General features: G+C 68.5%; 14 protein-coding genes. All 14 read left to right on the top strand.

Annotation, left to right across the window (positions count from 1 at the left end; genetic code table 11):
* The first annotated feature begins 162 nt into the window (after nucleotides 1–162).
* The 14 genes from cyoA (at nucleotide 163) to BGP17_RS08335 (ending at nucleotide 15487) form a co-directional block, all read left to right on the top strand.
* Nucleotides 163–1341 (top strand): ubiquinol oxidase subunit II, encoded by a 1179-nt coding sequence (gene cyoA, locus BGP17_RS08400; protein WP_380925195.1) that lies wholly within the window; start codon nucleotides 163–165, stop codon nucleotides 1339–1341.
* 14 nt (nucleotides 1342–1355) lie between these two features.
* Nucleotides 1356–3359 (top strand): cytochrome o ubiquinol oxidase subunit I, encoded by a 2004-nt coding sequence (gene cyoB, locus BGP17_RS08395; protein WP_167300948.1) that lies wholly within the window; start codon nucleotides 1356–1358, stop codon nucleotides 3357–3359.
* A 3-nt stretch (nucleotides 3360–3362) separates the two neighbouring features.
* Nucleotides 3363–3992: a cytochrome o ubiquinol oxidase subunit III gene (gene cyoC / locus BGP17_RS08390; protein ID WP_167300947.1), complete on the top strand. Its 630-nt coding sequence runs from the start codon at nucleotides 3363–3365 to the stop codon at nucleotides 3990–3992.
* On the top strand, nucleotides 3989–4390 hold the full coding sequence (cyoD, locus tag BGP17_RS08385) for a cytochrome o ubiquinol oxidase subunit IV (protein ID WP_286711658.1): 402 nt from the start codon (nucleotides 3989–3991) through the stop codon (nucleotides 4388–4390). The genes cyoC and cyoD overlap by 4 nt, the downstream gene beginning before the upstream one ends.
* A complete protein-coding gene (locus BGP17_RS08380; protein WP_380925192.1) occupies nucleotides 4387–5097 on the top strand; it encodes an SURF1 family protein in 711 nt (236 codons plus the stop codon). The genes cyoD and BGP17_RS08380 overlap by 4 nt, the downstream gene beginning before the upstream one ends.
* Entirely contained in the window at nucleotides 5094–6386 is a 1293-nt protein-coding gene (locus BGP17_RS08375) for an ATP-binding protein (protein ID WP_167300945.1), read from the top strand. Before BGP17_RS08380 ends, BGP17_RS08375 begins: the two co-directional genes overlap by 4 nt.
* A complete protein-coding gene (locus BGP17_RS08370) occupies nucleotides 6383–6916 on the top strand; it encodes a response regulator transcription factor (RefSeq protein WP_167300944.1) in 534 nt (177 codons plus the stop codon). Before BGP17_RS08375 ends, BGP17_RS08370 begins: the two co-directional genes overlap by 4 nt.
* A gap of 189 nt (nucleotides 6917–7105) precedes the next feature.
* Nucleotides 7106–8704 (top strand): SulP family inorganic anion transporter, encoded by a 1599-nt coding sequence (locus tag BGP17_RS08365; protein WP_243857597.1) that lies wholly within the window; start codon nucleotides 7106–7108, stop codon nucleotides 8702–8704.
* Nucleotides 8704–9318, top strand: coding sequence for a ParB-like protein (locus BGP17_RS08360; RefSeq protein WP_286711657.1), 615 nt, complete (start codon nucleotides 8704–8706; stop codon nucleotides 9316–9318). The genes BGP17_RS08365 and BGP17_RS08360 overlap by 1 nt, the downstream gene beginning before the upstream one ends.
* A 116-nt stretch (nucleotides 9319–9434) precedes the next feature.
* Nucleotides 9435–9836, top strand: coding sequence for a hypothetical protein (locus BGP17_RS08355; RefSeq protein ID WP_167300941.1), 402 nt, complete (start codon nucleotides 9435–9437; stop codon nucleotides 9834–9836).
* A gap of 117 nt (nucleotides 9837–9953) precedes the next feature.
* Nucleotides 9954–11552, top strand: a complete 1599-nt coding sequence (locus BGP17_RS08350; protein ID WP_286711656.1) for a glycosyltransferase family protein — start codon at nucleotides 9954–9956, stop codon at nucleotides 11550–11552.
* 79 nt (nucleotides 11553–11631) lie between these two features.
* The gene (locus BGP17_RS08345) at nucleotides 11632–12144 is read left to right on the top strand and encodes an RNA polymerase sigma factor (protein ID WP_167301170.1); all 513 of its coding nucleotides are present in this window, start codon (nucleotides 11632–11634) and stop codon (nucleotides 12142–12144) included.
* Between the two features lie 33 nt (nucleotides 12145–12177).
* Entirely contained in the window at nucleotides 12178–13119 is a 942-nt protein-coding gene (locus BGP17_RS08340; RefSeq protein WP_286711655.1) for a FecR family protein, read from the top strand.
* Entirely contained in the window at nucleotides 13106–15487 is a 2382-nt protein-coding gene (locus BGP17_RS08335; protein ID WP_167300938.1) for a TonB-dependent receptor, read from the top strand. Before BGP17_RS08340 ends, BGP17_RS08335 begins: the two co-directional genes overlap by 14 nt.
* Nucleotides 15488–15833: the final 346 nt, after the last annotated feature.

Here is a 15833-nt window from a genome sequence, read left to right as displayed (position 1 = left end):
GTTCGAACTTTCCTGCAACACGCGCCGCGCGAGCGCGTTTCATAACGCCGTGGGGGAGGCTAGAGTGCCCCCGGCGCGGCGCTCTTGCGCCATAGCAGACAACGCAGGGATTGGACAAAATGTCCTATGTGCGGTGCAACATGAGCAGCCTAGGCGCCCGCCATGCCTAGCCCCCGTCCGCTCTCCGCACGCCTCCGTGCGCTGCTGATCCTGCCGGCATTCGCGCTATTGTGCGGATGCGACATGGTCGTGCTCAACCCCGCCGGCGACATCGCCCGTCAGCAAGGCGATCTGGTGATCGTTTCGACTCTGCTGATGCTGCTGATCATCGTGCCGGTGATGGCGCTGGTGGTGCTGTTCGCCTGGCGCTATCGCGAGTCGAACAAGGACGCGACCTATGCGCCGGACTGGGATCACTCGACCAGCCTGGAGCTGGTGATCTGGTCGGCGCCGCTGCTGATCATCATCTGCCTGGGCGCGATCACCTGGGTGAGCACCCACCTGCTCGATCCCTATCGCCCGCTTTCGCGCACCGCACCGGGCAAGCCGGTCGCGGCCGACGTGAAGCCGCTCGAGGTGCAGGTGGTCGCGCTCGACTGGAAATGGCTGTTCATCTATCCCGAACAGGGCATCGCCACGGTGAACGAGATGGCCGCACCGGTCGGCCGCCCGATCCGCTTCCGGATCTCGGCCTCTTCGGTGATGAACTCCTTCTACATCCCCGCGCTCGCCGGCCAGATCTATGCGATGCCGGGCATGGAGACGCCGCTCAACGCCGTGTTCGACAAGACGGGCGCGTTCCAGGGCTTCTCGGCCAATTACAGCGGCCATGGCTTTTCCTCGATGCGCTTCAAGGCGCACAGCACCGACCAGGCCGGTTTCGACGCCTGGGTCGCCGAGGCGAAGAAGGCCGGCGCCACGCTCGACCGGGCCGAATATCTGAAGCTCGAGCGCCCGAGCGAGAAGGAGCCGGTCCGCCGCTTCGCCGGAGTCGAGGCCGGGCTGTTCGACATGGTGACCAACCTGTGCGTCGAGCCGGGCAAGATGTGCATGCACCAGATGATGTCGCTCGACGCCAAGGGCGGCATGGGCAAGGCCGGTCTCTACAATGTCCGCCAGCTCGCCTATGACAAGTTCGGCGGCCGCGGCACCCATGCGCATGGCGGCAAGAGCTTCGTCGGCGAGATCTGCGCCGACAAGCAGGACATTGCCGTCCGCGCCGCGCCGAAGCCCGGCAATCCCAAGCCGCTGACCGGCGCGGGCATGAAGCAGCCCTCGGCCGAGCCGAGCCCGACCGCTCCCAGCGTTGCGTCCGAGACCCGGCCGCGTCCTCTCTCCTGATCGCGAATCGAGATATGATCCCGCAACCCGCACCCGTGAGCCCGATCCTGGGCAAGCTCTCGCTCGACGCGCTGCCGCTGCACGAGCCGATCGTCGTGGCGACCTTCGCGGTCGTCGCGCTGGGCGGCATCGGCCTTGTCGCCGCGCTCACCTATTTCAAGCTCTGGGGCTATCTCTGGAAGGAGTGGTTCACCACCGTCGATCACAAGAAGATCGGGATCATGTACATGATCCTGGGCCTGGTGATGTTCCTGCGCGGCTTTGCCGATGCGCTGATGATGCGCCTCCAGCAGGCGCTCGCGTTCAACGGGTCCGAGGGGTATCTGAACGCCCATCACTATGACCAGGTGTTCACCGCGCACGGCGTGATCATGATCTTCTTCGTGGCGATGCCGTTCGTCACGGGCCTGATGAACTATATCGTGCCGCTGCAGATCGGCGCGCGCGACGTGTCGTTCCCCTTCCTCAACAATTTCAGCTTCTGGATGACCACCGGCGGCGCGGTGCTGGTGATGGCGTCGCTGTTCGTCGGCGAGTTCGCCCAGACCGGCTGGCTGGCCTATCCGCCGCTCTCGGGGCTGGCGTACAGCCCGGGCGTCGGCGTCGACTATTATCTATGGGCGCTGCAGGTGGCGGGCGTGGGCACGACATTGTCGGGCATCAACCTGATCGTCACCATCCTGAAGCTGCGCGCGCCGGGCATGAGCCTGATGAAGATGCCGGTCTTCACCTGGACGTCGCTGTGCACCAACGTGCTGATCGTCGCGTCCTTCCCGGTGCTGACCGCGGTGCTCGCGCTGCTCGGGCTCGACCGGTACGTCGGCACCAATTTCTTCACGAACGACTTTGGCGGCAGCGCCATGATGTACGTGAACCTGATCTGGATCTGGGGCCACCCGGAAGTCTATATCCTGATCCTGCCGCTGTTCGGCGTGTTCTCGGAAGTCACCTCGACCTTCTCGGGCAAGAAGCTGTTCGGCTATTCGTCGATGGTCTATGCCACGATCGTCATCACGATCCTGTCGTACCTTGTCTGGCTGCACCACTTCTTCACCATGGGCTCGGGCGCCAGCGTCAACAGCTTCTTCGGCATCACGACGATGGTCATCTCGATCCCGACGGGCGCCAAGATCTTCAACTGGCTGTTCACCATGTATCGCGGCCGCATCCGCTTCGAGCTGCCGATGATGTGGACGATCGCCTTCATGCTGACCTTCGTGATCGGCGGCATGACCGGCGTGATGCTCGCCGTGCCCCCGGCCGACTTCGTGCTGCACAACTCGCTGTTCCTGATCGCGCACTTCCACAACGTGATCATCGGCGGCGTGGTGTTCGGCGTGTTCGCCGCGATCAACTATTGGTGGCCCAAGGCGTTCGGCTTCAAGCTCAACGAGTTCTGGGGCAAGGTGAGCTTCTGGTGCTGGGTTCCCGGCTTCTGGGTGGCGTTCATGCCGCTCTACATCCTGGGCCTGATGGGCGTGACGCGGCGCATGCGCGTGTTCGACGATCCCGGCATCCAGTTCCTCTTCGTCATCGCCGCGTTCGGCGCGGTGATGATCGCCGCCGGCATCGGCGCGATGCTGGTCCAGTTCGCGGTGAGCATCTGGAAGCGCGAGGCGCTGAAGGACACGACCGGCGATCCGTGGAACGGCCGCACCCTGGAATGGGCGACCAGCTCGCCGCCGCCGGAATACAACTTCGCCTTCACGCCGGTGATCCACGATCTCGACGCCTGGTACGACATGAAGTCGCGCGGCTGCGAGCGTCCGCTTGCCGGCTTCAAGGACATCCACATGCCGAGCAACACCGGCGCGGGCGTGATCCTGGCCGGCATCAGCACCCTGATCGGCTTCGCGCTGATCTGGCACATCTGGTGGCTGGTCGGCCTGGGCTTCGTGGCGCTGATCGCGTCGACGATCGTCCACACCTTCAACTACAAGCGCGACTTCGACATTCCCGCCGCAGTCGTTGCCGAGACCGAGGCGGCGCGCACGCGCCAGCTCGCCGCCGGAGCCTGATCGATGAGCACCACCACGCTTTCCCCCGCGGACGAACCGGTCCGCTTCTACGACTTCGACGAGCATCCGCACCCGGAAGGCTACAGCACCATGCTGGGCTTCTGGATCTACCTGATGAGCGACTGCCTCATCTTCGCGATCCTGTTCGCCTGCTACGCCGTGCTCGGCGGCAATTTCGCGGCCGGCCCCGGCCCGAAGGAGCTGTTCGACCTGCCGCTGGTCGCGCTGAACACGGCGATGCTGCTGTTCTCGTCGATCACCTATGGCTTCGCGATGCTGGGCATGGCGCGGGGCAACAAGAACCAGGTGCTGATCTGGCTGGCGGTCACCCTGGTGTTCGGCGCCTGCTTCCTGGGCATCGAGCTCTACGAATTCAGCGAGCTGATCCATGAGGGCGCCGGCCCGTGGCGCAGCGCGTTCCTGTCGTCCTTCTTCACCCTGGTGGGCACGCACGGCCTGCACGTCACCTTCGGCTCGATCTGGCTGGTCACGCTGATGGTGCAGGTTAGCCGCTTCGGCCTGACCGCCGCGAACCAGCGCCGGCTGGCCTGTCTGAGCCTGTTCTGGCACTTCCTCGACGTCATCTGGATCGGCGTCTTCACCTTTGTCTATCTGATGGGAATGCTGCGATGAGCCACGATCCGCACACGCAGGGCGCGCATGCGCATGGCGATCACGGCCATGGCGATCATGGCCACGGGGTCGAGATCCCGCACGGCTCGATGCGCGACTATGTCATCGGCTTCGTGCTTTCGGTGATCCTTACGGCGATTCCGTTCTGGCTGGTGATGGCGCGTCCGCTCTCGGACGGCGCCACCGCCGCGGCGATCATGGCCCTCGCCATGGTCCAGATCGTCGTCCACATGGTCTATTTCCTCCACCTCAGCCCCAAGGCCGAGGGCGGCTGGTCGGTCACCGCGCTGCTGTTCACCATCATCGTGGTAGCGATCATGCTCTCCGGCTCGCTCTGGGTGATGTACCATCTGAACGCCAACATGATGCCGCTGCACGACCCGAGCCAGCTTCCGTGACGGAAGCCCGCCGGCCCCGCGCACGGTGGGGCGCCGCGCTGGCGGCGCTCTTCTGCGCGGCGGCGCTGGCGGGGCTGGGCATCTGGCAGCTCGAGCGGCGGGCCTGGAAGCACGAGCTCGTCGCGGCGGTGGATGCCCGCATCCATGCCGCGCCGGTGCCTGCCCCGGGGCCGGCGGCGTGGGGCGGGATCACTGCCGGCAAGGACGCCTATCGCCGCGTCGGCTTCTCCGGCCGGTTCGAGAATGACCGCACTACCCTGGTGAAGGCAGTCACCGAGCGCGGCCCGGGCTATTGGGTGATGACGCCGCTTGCCGGGCCGTCCTTCACCGTCCTGGTCAACCGCGGCTTCATCCCCGAGGCCATGCGCCGGCGCCCGCCCTCCGGGCCCGGGCAGGCGAGCGTCACCGGCCTGCTGCGCATTACCGAGCCGGGCGGCGGGTTCCTTCGCGCCAACGATCCCGGGGACGATCGCTGGTATTCGCGCGACGTCGCAGCTATCGCCCAGGCCCATGGGCTTGGACAGGTCGCTCCCTATTTCATCGATGCGGATGCCGCGCCCAATCCCGGCGGCTGGCCGGTGGGCGGGCTGACCGTGGTGCGCTTCGCCGACAATCACCTCGTCTACGCGCTCACCTGGTTCGGGCTTGCCGCGATGGCGCTGTGGGCGGCATGGTTCGTCGGCCGGCGGCGCGGAGCCGTCGCATGATCGCTGCCGGGGGGCTGGAGGACACCGATCCCGGCCGCCGCAACATGTGGCTGCTCGTGCAGCTGCGCTGGATCGCGGTGGGCGGGCAGCTGGGCACGATCGGCTTCGTCCATTTCGTGATGGGCGTGCACTTGCCGCTGGTGCCGCTGTTCATCGCGCCGCTGATGCTCGCGGGCATCAACCTGGCCACCTATCCGCTCCTCGATCGTCGCGCCGCGATCACCAATTGGGAGCTGACCGTGGCGATGCTGGCGGACGTTGCCGCGCTGGCATGGCAGCTGCATTTCACCGGCGGGCTCGCCAATCCCTTCGCCTCGCTCTTCCTGCTCCAGGTGGTCACCGGCGCGATGCTGCTCCAGCCTGGGTCGAGCTGGATGATCGTCGGCGCGGCCAGCCTCGCGCTCTTCGCCGTCGCGATCAGCCCGGTGCCGCTCGACCTGCCGACTGGAGTCAATGATCCGTTCCGCCTCTATCTCGCGGGCAGCCTGATCTGCTTCGCGCTGATCGCGGTGCTGCTCGTCCTCCTGATCACCCGCATCGCCCGCAACCTGCGCGAAGGCGATGCCGAGCGTGCAGCGATCCGCCAGCGCGCGGCGGAGGAGGACCATATCGTCCGCATGGGCCTGCTCGCCACCGGTGCGGCGCACGAGCTGGGCACGCCGCTCTCCTCGCTCTCGGTGATCCTGGGCGACTGGCAGCGCATGCCGCGCATCGCCGGCGACCGGGACCTGGCGCAGGACGTGGCCGACATGCAGGCCGAAGTGGCGCGCTGCAAGACGATCGTCAGCGGCATCCTGCTCTCCGCAGGCGAGGCGCGCGGCATCGCCTCGGAATTCACCACCGTCCGCCGCTTCCTCGATGCGGTGGTCGCCGAATGGCGTGCCAGTCGGCTCACCGGCATGCTCGATTATGCCGATGGCTTCGGGCCCGACATGCCGATCGTCGCCGATCCCGCGCTGCGCCAGGTGCTGAGCAACGTGATCGACAATGCCGCCGAAGTCTCGCCCGACTGGATCGGCATCGCCGCTTCGCGCGATCGGGACGACCTGGTGATCGAGATCTCCGATCGCGGGCCGGGCTTCGCGCCCGAGATGCTCGCGGGCTTCGGCCAGCCCTATCGCTCGAGCAAGGGCAAGCCGGGCGGCGGGCTGGGGCTGTTCCTCCTCGTCAACGTGCTGCGCAAGCTGGGCGGCGCGGCGAGCGCGGAGAACCGTCCGGGCGGCGGCGCGCTGGTGCGCATCCGCCTGCCGCTTGACGCGATCGCCCGGCCCGGGGAGGAACAGGCATGACCGCCATCCGCAAGCTGCTGATCGTCGAGGACGACGAAGCCTTTGCGCGGACGCTGCGCCGTTCGTTCGAGCGGCGCGGATACATGGTGGAGGTCGCGGCGAGCCATGAGGCGCTGACCGCGCTGCTCGAGCGGTTCGACCCCGCCTATGCCGTGGTCGACCTCAAGCTCGGGGGCGCCTCGGGGCTGGTCTGCGTGCAGACGCTGCGCGCGGCCGATGCGGCGATGAAGATCGTCGTGCTGACCGGCTTCGCCAGTATCGCCACCGCCGTGGAGGCGATCAAGCTCGGCGCTTCCTATTATCTCGCCAAGCCCTCCAACACCGACGACATCGAAGCGGCATTCGGGCGCGAGGAGGGTGATCCCGACGCGCCGCTCGCCGGCCGGCCCTCATCGATCAAGACGGTGGAATGGGAGCATATCCACCAGACCCTGGTGGAGACCGACTTCAACATCTCCGAGACCGCGCGACGGCTGGGGATGCACCGCCGTACGCTCGCGCGGAAGCTGGAGAAGCGGCAACTGCGCTAGGTTGGGGACTCCTATTCGTTTCCCTCCTCCCCGCGCAGGCGGGGGCGGCGGGTTTGCCCATGGAGTCCTGCCCCTTGGCGCCATGACCTCGGGACCAGGCGCCTCGACTCCCGGAAGTGGCAAGGCAGCGCCTCTCACGACTTCCCATCCGCCGCCGAAGAGCGCAGCATGATCGGCCGGAGGGATGGCTTGAAGATTCGCGCCGACATCGTTGCGGGCCTCGCGGTATCCGGGCTGATGCTGCCCGAAGCGGTGGCCTATGCCACGATCGCCGGCGTCGGGCCGGGGCATGCGATCCTCGCCGCCATCGTCGGCACGCTCGCCTATGCCCTGGCCGGTCGCAGCCGCTTCGCCATCGTTTCCGCCACCTCCTCCTCGGCCGCGATCCTCGCCGCGTCGCTGGCGACGCTGCCGGGAGGAGCGGGCGTGCGCGCCCTGTTCCTGATCGTCGCGGTGGCGTTTGCCGGGCTGCTGTTCCTGCTCGCCTGGATCTTCCGGCTGGGCGGGCTCACCGGATTCATCTCGCATCCGGTGCTGCGCGGTTTCGCCTTCGGGCTGGCGATCACGATCTGCGTGAAGCAGCTTCCCGTACTCACCGGCATTCCCCCGCCCGGCGGCAGTCTGTTCCATACCGGATTCGAAGTGATGCGTTCCCTGCCGGACTGGCACCTGCCCAGCCTTGCCGTGGGCCTGGTGGCACTCGCCGCGCTGCTGACGCTGCGGCGCTGGCCCGGCATGCCGGGGGCATTGATCGTGCTCGTGTCCGGGGTCGCCGCTTCGGGCCTGCTCGATCTGGGCGCGCACGGCGTCGCTACCGTCGGCCGCATCGCCCTGATGCCGGGGACCTCGCCAATGCCCGCCTTCTCGCTCGCGCTGGTGCTGGAAACGGCGCAACTCGCGGTGCCCCTCGCGCTGATCCTGCTGGCGGAGAGCTGGGGAACGATGCGCGCGCTGGCGCTCCGGCATGGCGACTTGCTCGATCCCGGCCGCGAGTTGCGCGCATTGGGGCTCGCCAATCTCGCGGCGGCGCTGGTGCAGGGCATGCCGGTCGGCGCGGGCCTGTCCGCCAGCGCGGCCAACGAGGCCTCGGGCGCGCAATCGCGCCTGGCGGGAGCGGTCGCGGCGCTGGCGCTCGGCGCGCTCGTGCTGTTCGCCATGCCGCTGGTCGCGCTGCTGCCGCAGCCGGTGCTGGCCGCGGTGGTGATCGCCGCGCTCACCCATGCGCTTGATCCGCGGCCGATCAGCCGGCTCTGGGCGCTCGACCGCGACCAGTATATCGCGCTCGCCGCCGCGCTGGGCGTGCTCCTGCTGGGGGTGCTCGACGGGATGCTGTGCGCGATCCTGCTTTCGCTAGCCGCGCTCGTGCAGCGCTTCGGCAACGCCCGGCTGGCCCGGCTCGGGCGGTTGGGCGCCAGCCATGACTTCGTCGATGCCGATCGCCATCCGGATGCCCAGGTGCCCGCCGGGATCGCGATCTGGCGGCCCGCAGCGCCGCTGTTCTTCGCCAATGCCGAGCGGATGTTCGCCGAGATCGCGCGGCGAACCCTGGCGGGGCCGGGGACCCGCGCCGTGGTGATCAGCCTGGAGGAGAGCAGCGACATCGACAGCACGGCGCTGGACGCGCTGCTCGATTTCGACCGGGCGATGGCAACCAAGGGCTTTGCCCTGCGCTATGCCCGGGTGCATGACCGGGTGCGCGACCTGCTGCACACCGCCGGCGCGGACGCCCTGGTCGCGCGCTGCGACTATAGCGTGGCCGATGCGGTCGCGCGGCTGGAGAACCCCTGATGCGCGAGCCCGAACCGTTTCTGCGCCCCGTCTCGATCGATGCGCTGCGGCCCACCCAGATCACCGTCGGTTTCCGCGAAGTGGCTCGCAAGCGGCATGACTGGCGCGCGCGGGCGGGAACGGACGGCTCCGAGTTCCTCGGCCGCCACATGATCCCCGCAGTGCGGGGCCCCAGGGACCGTTTCTGGATCGTCGATGCCCATCACCTTGCCCGCGCGCTGCACGACGAGGGCGTGGACTTCGTGCTGGTGCGCGAGATCGCCGACCTTTCCGCCTTGCCGGGCCGCGCCTTCCGCACCTTCATGGACAGCCGGGGCTGGCTCCATCCCTATGATCCGCAGGGCCACAGGCTGGATGCGCGGCACCTGCCCAAGCATGTCGGCGGCCTGCTCGACGATCCCTGGCGCTCGCTGGCCGGCGAGCTGCGCCGCAGCGGCGGCTATGCCAAGGATCTCACGCCCTATTCGGAGTTCCTCTGGGCCGATTTCCTGCGGCGGCACGTGTCCGCCAAGCTGCTGGAGGCCGATTTCGACAAGGCGCTCGAACATGCGCTCGCGCTCGCGCGGCGGAAGCGTGCCGCCTATCTGCCCGGCTGGGCCGGCCCCGAGAATTGAAGGGCGCCGCCGCGACAAGTTGCGACACAAGAATCGCCTTGGCGCCGATGATCCGGATGCGGATCGTGCCTATATGCTCCGTCATCTCCCCGAAAGGGGATCGAAAGGACAGTGCCATGAACAGGATCTCGATCAGTCTGCTCGGTGCCGCGCTGCTCGCCGCGGTCGCGACGCCCGCCGCAGCCGCCGCGCGCGACGGCGAGGCGGATCTCGCCAAGGCGATCGCCGGGCGCACCGCCGGCAAGCCCGTCGATTGCATCTTGCTGCGCGACATCCGCTCGTCGCGGATCATCGACGGTACCGCGATCGTCTATGAGATGAACAACGGCGTCTTCTATGTGAACCGGCCGAAGAGCGGCGCGGAATCGCTCAACTGGACCAATGTGCTGGTGACCGACACGCATTCGTCGCAGCTGTGCAGCATCGATACGGTGAAGCTGTACGACACCGGCGTTCGCATGACGACCGGCTGGGTCGGGCTGGGCGACTTCGTCCCCTATACCAAGCCGCGCAGCTAGAGGTTCGGCCCATTGGGCGGATCGAGGCACCTGTCGTTTCCCAGGTGCATCTGATCGTGTCCGCCTTGCGGAACTGCCGCCGCTGCTCCGTCTCGACCTGCAGCCATTTGTCGGGTCGTGAGTATGCCGCGTTCACCAGCTCGGGCCTGGCCCGATCCTTCCCATCTCCGGCGACTGCGCCTGGTAGAGCCGGAGCGCCTGCCCTGGACGGTGCGGCTGGCCGCGGCTGCGCGGGCCTGGGTCGACAGTCCGGCGCGGCTCGCCGCCTTGCTGCTTCTCGTCGCGGTCGCGGCGCGGGCGGCGCAATTCGGCAATCCGGTCGTCCAGGTCGATGACGAATTCTACCTGCTCACCGGCGATCGGATGCTCCACGGCGCGCTGCCCTATGTCGACATCTGGGATCGCAAGCCGATCGGATTGTTCCTGATCTACGCGGGAATCCGGCTGCTCGGCGGCGCCGGCGTGCTGCAATATCAGATCGTCGCCACGCTCTTCGCGGTGGCAACCGCGCTCGTCGTCGCGCGCATCGCCCGCAATCTCTCGGGCCCGCACGGCGCCGCCGCGGCGGGGGTGGTGTACATCCTCTATCTCGGCATCTTCGGGGGGGAGGGCGGCCAGTCGCCGGTCTTCTACAACCTGTTCGTCGCGCTTGCCGCCTGGACGATGATCGGGCTTGTCCGGCGTCCCGGCTTCGGCACCCTCGCGTTCGGCGGCGGCATGGTGGCGATGCTGCTGATCGGCGTGGCGATGCAGGTGAAATACACCGCATTGTTCGAGGGGCTGTTCTTCGGGCTGGCGCTTCTCTGGCTCGGTTTCAAGCGTGGGACGGGGCGGGGCACGCTTGCCGCGATGGCGCTGGCCTGGATCGGCGCGGCCCTGCTCCCCACGCTCGCCGCCTGGGCCTGGTACGCGGCGATCGGCCATGGCGATGCCTTCGTCCAGGCCAATTTCCTGTCGATCCTCGATCGCGGCTCCGACGGGCTCGGCATCGCGCTCAAGCGGCTCGCCGGGATGGTCTTCTGCCTCGTGCCGCTGGCGCTGGCCGCCTGGCTGGGGCGCGGCATGGCGCGCCCGGTGAGCGACGATGTGCGCCGCCTGCTGGATGGCTGGGCGATTGCGGCCATCGCGGGCGTATTGCTCTTCGGTACCTATTTCGATCACTACGCCCTGCCACTCATCGCCCCGCTCTGCGTGCTTGCCGCGGCCTGGTTCGGCGACGGTGCGGCGGGGCTGGTGCTCGTCTCGGGCCGCACGCGCTGGCGCGTTCCCGCGGGTGTGGCGATGATGGTGCTGATCACGTTCGTCTCGCTCCAGACCGTCAACGACAATCGGCGCGCGCGCGGCTGGGGGCCGCAGGTGGAGCGCATGGCCGATTTCATCCGCCCGCAGCTTCGCGACTGCCTCTATGTGTTCGACGGGGAGCCGGCGCTCTATCGCCTGACCGGCAGCTGCCTGCCCACGCGCTGGCCCTTTCCGAGCCACCTGACCCTTACCCGCGAATCGCGCGCGATCGGCGGCGAGCCCATGGCCGAAGTCGCGCGGATCATGGCGAAGCGGCCCGAATTCGTCGTCGCCAGCACGCGGCCCGATCGTGATCTCAGCCCGGAGGTGCTCGCCTATATGACCAGGCTCCTGGAGCGCGACTACGCGCCCGCGCTGGAGGTGCCGGTGGGCAGCCGCAGCCGCATCGTCTATCGGCGCCGGCCCGGTGCCTGAGCCGGTGCGGGGCAGCGCATTCGCACAATCGCGAAGCCAAGGCTTGGCAATTCCCGCACACAGTGCTTTGGGCGCGGACATGGATTCGTCCTCGCAGACCGGCGGGTTGCAACGCGTGTTGGAAAATGAGCGGCCGCGGCTGCTCCGCTTCCTTGCGGCTCGCGGCGCGGGCGACGATGCGGAGGACGTGCTGCAGGACCTGTGGCACAAGATCTCCGGGGTCGAGGCGCGACCGGTCGCCGATCCGGTCTCCTATCTCTTCCGTGCCGCCGAGAATGTGCTGCGCGATCGCCAGCGCGCCTCGCTCAGCCGGGATCGGCGCCAGCATGAATGGCACGACCTCGCCGGGAGCGACGACGCTCCCCAGGGCGAGCGGGTGCTGATCGCGCGCGAGCGGCTGCGCGAGGCCGAGGCGACGCTGCTTGCGCTCGGGCCGCGAGTCGATCAGATTTTCCGTCGCTACCGGCTGGATGGGCTCGGCCAGGCAGCGATCGCTCGGGAATTGGGGATAAGCTTGAGCTCGGTGGAGAAGGATCTGCAAAAGGCATATCGCGCCCTTGCGCAACTCAAGGACAAATTCGATGCGGAATGAGCGCGTCGACTCCGTCCCTGCGCAGAGGTGGGCATGAACGGGCAGGTTTCGGACTATCTTGCGGAGGATGCCCGTAGCTGGGTGATCCGGCTGCAGGACACGGCATTCGCCGATTGGGACGCGTTCGCCGAATGGCTCGAGCGCGATCCCGCACACCTGCCCGCCTATAATTCCGCGCTCGAAACCGATGAGGCGATGGCCGGGCTGTTCCGTCTGGCGCCGGCGGCAGCGGCGCAGACGGCCGTCCGTCCGTCGCGCCGGCTGTTCCTGATCTCGGGTGGAGCCGTCGCCGCCGCGCTGGCGGTGGTGATCGGCTGGACCAGCCTCGTTCCCGGTGCGAAGGGACCGGTCGAATATCGCACCGCCCCTGGCGAGCGCCAGGAGTTCGCGCTGGCGGACGGCTCGAGAATAGTCCTCAACGGCAACACCCGCGTCGCGCTGATCGACAAGCGCCATGCCGAACTGATCGAGGGCGAGGCGCTGTTCGAGGTGCGCCACGATGCCGCGCGTCCCTTCATCGTCAAGACCGGCGGCGTGACGCTCGAGGACGCCGGCACCGTGTTCAACGTGGTGCGCGACGAGACCGGCCTGCGCGTCTCGGTGGCCGAGGGCGCGGTGATCTATCAGCCCCAGGCCGATGCCGTACGCCTTGCTCCCGGCGACGCATTGAGCGTGGCCGGCGCCGGCCGGCCCGAGGTGACGCGCACCATGGCTGCCGATGTCGGCAGCTGGCGCGGCGGGCAGCTCGTCTATCGCAACGCCACGCTGGAGCGCGTCGCGGCGGATGTCTCCCGAAACCTGGGCATTCAGGTTCGGGCGGGGAAGGGAACCGGCGATATCCCGTTCACCGGCACGATCTCCACCCAGGGCGGCCCCGGCGCAGTGATCGAGCGTATCGCCGCGCTCACCGGCACGCGGGCGACCCGCGCAGGCAATGGATGGATGCTGGACGCGATCGACGGTGCGCCGCGCTGATCTGATCCTCCCTCTGGTGCTGCTGGCGGCTCCGCCGGCGCTGGCGCAGGACAGGCGCCACTCCGTCTCGGTGCCCGCCAGCCGCCTGGACGCGGCGGTGTTCACCCTCGGCCGCCAGACCGGCAGCAGCATCGGTCTGCGCGAGCCCGGCCTTTCGGGGATCAAGGTCCGCCCGGTAAAGGGCAGGCATACGGTGGACGGTGCGCTGGCGGAGATGCTGCGCGGTTCCGGCGCCCGCGCGCGCCGCGTCGCCGTCGCCACCTGGCTGATCGAGCGCATGCCGCCCGAACGGCCCCGACCGCGCCCCGTGCCGCCGCCCGAGATGCCCGATGCGCCGCCTGCCGAGATCCTCGTCACCGGCAGCAAGCGCGACGTGCCGCTCAAGGCCTATCCCGGCGGCGTGCAGATCGTCGAGGGCAGCGACATTCCCGTCTCGGAGGGCGGGCAGGGCAGCGACGTGATCGCCAATCGCGTCGCCAGCCTGGCCTCCACCCATCTCGGGCCGGGCCGCAACAAGCTGTTCATCCGCGGCATCGCCGATTCCAGCTTCGTCGGCCCCACCCAGGCGACCGTCGGGCAATATTGGGGCAACAGCCGCATCACCTACAGCGCGCCCGATCCGGACCTGAAGCTCTACGATATCGGCCGGGTCGAGGTGCTCGAGGGGCCGCAGGGCACGCTCTACGGCGCCGGCTCGCTCGGCGGCGTGGTGCGGGTGGTGCCGCGCGCGCCCGATCTCTGGGCACGGGGCGGCCAGGTCTGGGGCGGCGGCTCGGCCACCGAGCACGGCGCGCTGGGTTGGGATATCGGCGGCATCGTCAACCTGCCGGTCAAGGAAGGGGATGTGGCGGTGCGTGCGCTCGCCTTCACTGCCCTGGACGGCGGCTATATCGACGATCGCGAGCGCGGCCTGAAGGACGTCAACAGCGTGCGCACCACCGGTGGGCGGCTGGCGCTGCGCTGGGACATGGACGGCTGGACCATCGACCTCAATGGCGTCGGCCAGAGCATCGTGGGGCGCGACGCGCAATATTCGGACGGGAAGGGCGACGGGCTGTCCCGCCGGAGCTCGATCGCCCAGCCCTTCCAGAACGATTTCTGGCTGGGCGAGCTGGTGGCCCGCAAGCGCTGGGGCGATCTCGAGCTGAGCTCGGCCGTGGCCTATGCCCGCCAATATGTGTCGGAGGTGTTCGCCGGCGCTTCGGTCAGCGACGTCAATCAGGGCTTTCCGCTGCCCGCGGCCGATGCGCCGCTGATCGGCTATCAGCAGATCAACCGCGTGAGCATGCTCACCAGCGAAACCCGGCTCGCGCGCCACGGGCCGCGCGGCACCGGCTGGCTGATCGGCGTCAGCTTCCTGCAGAATCGCGGGCGGGTGAACCGCAATTTCGGCGTGGCCCGCGCGGCGCTCACCGGGGTGCGCAACAGCGTCGACGAAGCCACGCTCTATGGCGAGGGCACGATCGAGCCGGTGCGCGGCGTGACGATTACCGCCGGGGGCCGCCTCACCAATTCCCACCTCACGGGCAATTCGGAGGACGCGGACCTCCATTTCGCCTTTCGCGAGGACCCGCGGGCCAGGGCGGCGCGCACCGAGACGCGGCTGCTGCCCTCCGCCGCGATCGCCTGGCGGCCGGCCGACGGGCTCACCGTGTTCGGGCGTTTCGAGCAGGGTTTCCGGCCCGGCGGCCTGGCGGTGCGCCGCGACGTGATCCAGCGTTTCCAGGGAGATCGCCTCTCCACCGTGGAAGCGGGGGGACGCTATACCGAGAACGGCCTGTCCGTCTCGGCCAATGCATCGGTGACCTGGTGGACGAGCATCCAGGCGGACCTGATCGACGGCTATGGCTTTCCCACCACCGCGAACATCGGCGACGGGCGCGTGCTCTCGCTGGGCGTCGCGGTGCGCTGGCGGCCGCTGCCGGGGCTCGACCTCGACGGTTCGCTCTACCTGAACGACAGCAAGGTTACCAATCCCTCGCAGGCGGTGTTCCCGCTGGCCGAAGGGCCGTCGGACTTCAACCGGCTGCCCAATGTCGCCGATGCGAGCGGCCGGCTCGGCGCGGCCTGGCGCGAGACGCTGGCCGGCGACGCGGAATTCTCCACGACCGGCTATCTGCGCTATGTCGGTCGCTCGACGCTCGGCATCGGCCCGGTGCTCGGCCGGCCGCAGGGTGACTATGTCGATACCGGCCTCGAGCTCCGGCTCGCGCGCGGCCGGCGTGCGATCACGCTTTCGGCCACCAACCTGCTCGATACCCGCGGCAACCGCTTCGCGCTCGGCACGCCGCTGCTGATCCGCGACGAGAAGCAGATCACGCCACTGCGCCCCCGCACCGTGCGGCTCGGAGTCGAAATCGGCTTCTAGGTTTTTTTGAGGATCCGTTGCGGGATCGCCGCGCGGGCTCCGTCTCAACCATGCCCCCGAGGCAAGCCACGATAGTCGTCCCCCGGCTCGATGGTGTTGCCTCGAACCCCCGGGAGGGGCGCGCCATGCGTATCCGTGCCCCGGCGCGCCCCTCCCGGGGCCCAAATACAGGGCCAGAAAAGGGATCGCATGAAGCTCTTTCTCGACGGCGAGATCGCCCGGTTCGTCCGCATCGCCCCCGCCGCGGATCTCGAGCTGGCAGTCGTCATCCCGACGTTCAACGAGCGCGCGAACGTGCCGTTGCTGATCGAGAAGCTGGATGTGGCGCTGAAGGGGCGGAACTGGG

Origin of the sequence: Sphingomonas sp. 67-41 (assembly GCF_001899725.1) — a bacterium.
GTDB lineage: Bacteria > Pseudomonadota > Alphaproteobacteria > Sphingomonadales > Sphingomonadaceae > Sphingomonas > Sphingomonas leidyi.
The sequence above is the reverse complement of the archived record's forward strand: the minus strand, read 5'-3'. Positions and strand labels throughout refer to the sequence as shown.

What these genes read in the sequence shown, in the direction of transcription:
- cyoA (WP_380925195.1), top strand. Translation starts at nt 163, where the DNA reads ATGCCTAGCCCCCGTCCGCTCTCCGCACGCCTCCGTGCGCTGCTGATC.
- cyoB (WP_167300948.1), top strand. Translation starts at nt 1,356, where the DNA reads ATGATCCCGCAACCCGCACCCGTGAGCCCGATCCTGGGCAAGCTCTCG.
- cyoC (WP_167300947.1), top strand. Translation starts at nt 3,363, where the DNA reads ATGAGCACCACCACGCTTTCCCCCGCGGACGAACCGGTCCGCTTCTAC.
- cyoD (WP_286711658.1), top strand. Translation starts at nt 3,989, where the DNA reads ATGAGCCACGATCCGCACACGCAGGGCGCGCATGCGCATGGCGATCAC.
- BGP17_RS08375 (WP_167300945.1), top strand. Translation starts at nt 5,094, where the DNA reads ATGATCGCTGCCGGGGGGCTGGAGGACACCGATCCCGGCCGCCGCAAC.
- BGP17_RS08370 (WP_167300944.1), top strand. Translation starts at nt 6,383, where the DNA reads ATGACCGCCATCCGCAAGCTGCTGATCGTCGAGGACGACGAAGCCTTT.
- BGP17_RS08360 (WP_286711657.1), top strand. Translation starts at nt 8,704, where the DNA reads ATGCGCGAGCCCGAACCGTTTCTGCGCCCCGTCTCGATCGATGCGCTG.
- BGP17_RS08355 (WP_167300941.1), top strand. Translation starts at nt 9,435, where the DNA reads ATGAACAGGATCTCGATCAGTCTGCTCGGTGCCGCGCTGCTCGCCGCG.
- BGP17_RS08345 (WP_167301170.1), top strand. Translation starts at nt 11,632, where the DNA reads ATGGATTCGTCCTCGCAGACCGGCGGGTTGCAACGCGTGTTGGAAAAT.
- BGP17_RS08340 (WP_286711655.1), top strand. Translation starts at nt 12,178, where the DNA reads ATGAACGGGCAGGTTTCGGACTATCTTGCGGAGGATGCCCGTAGCTGG.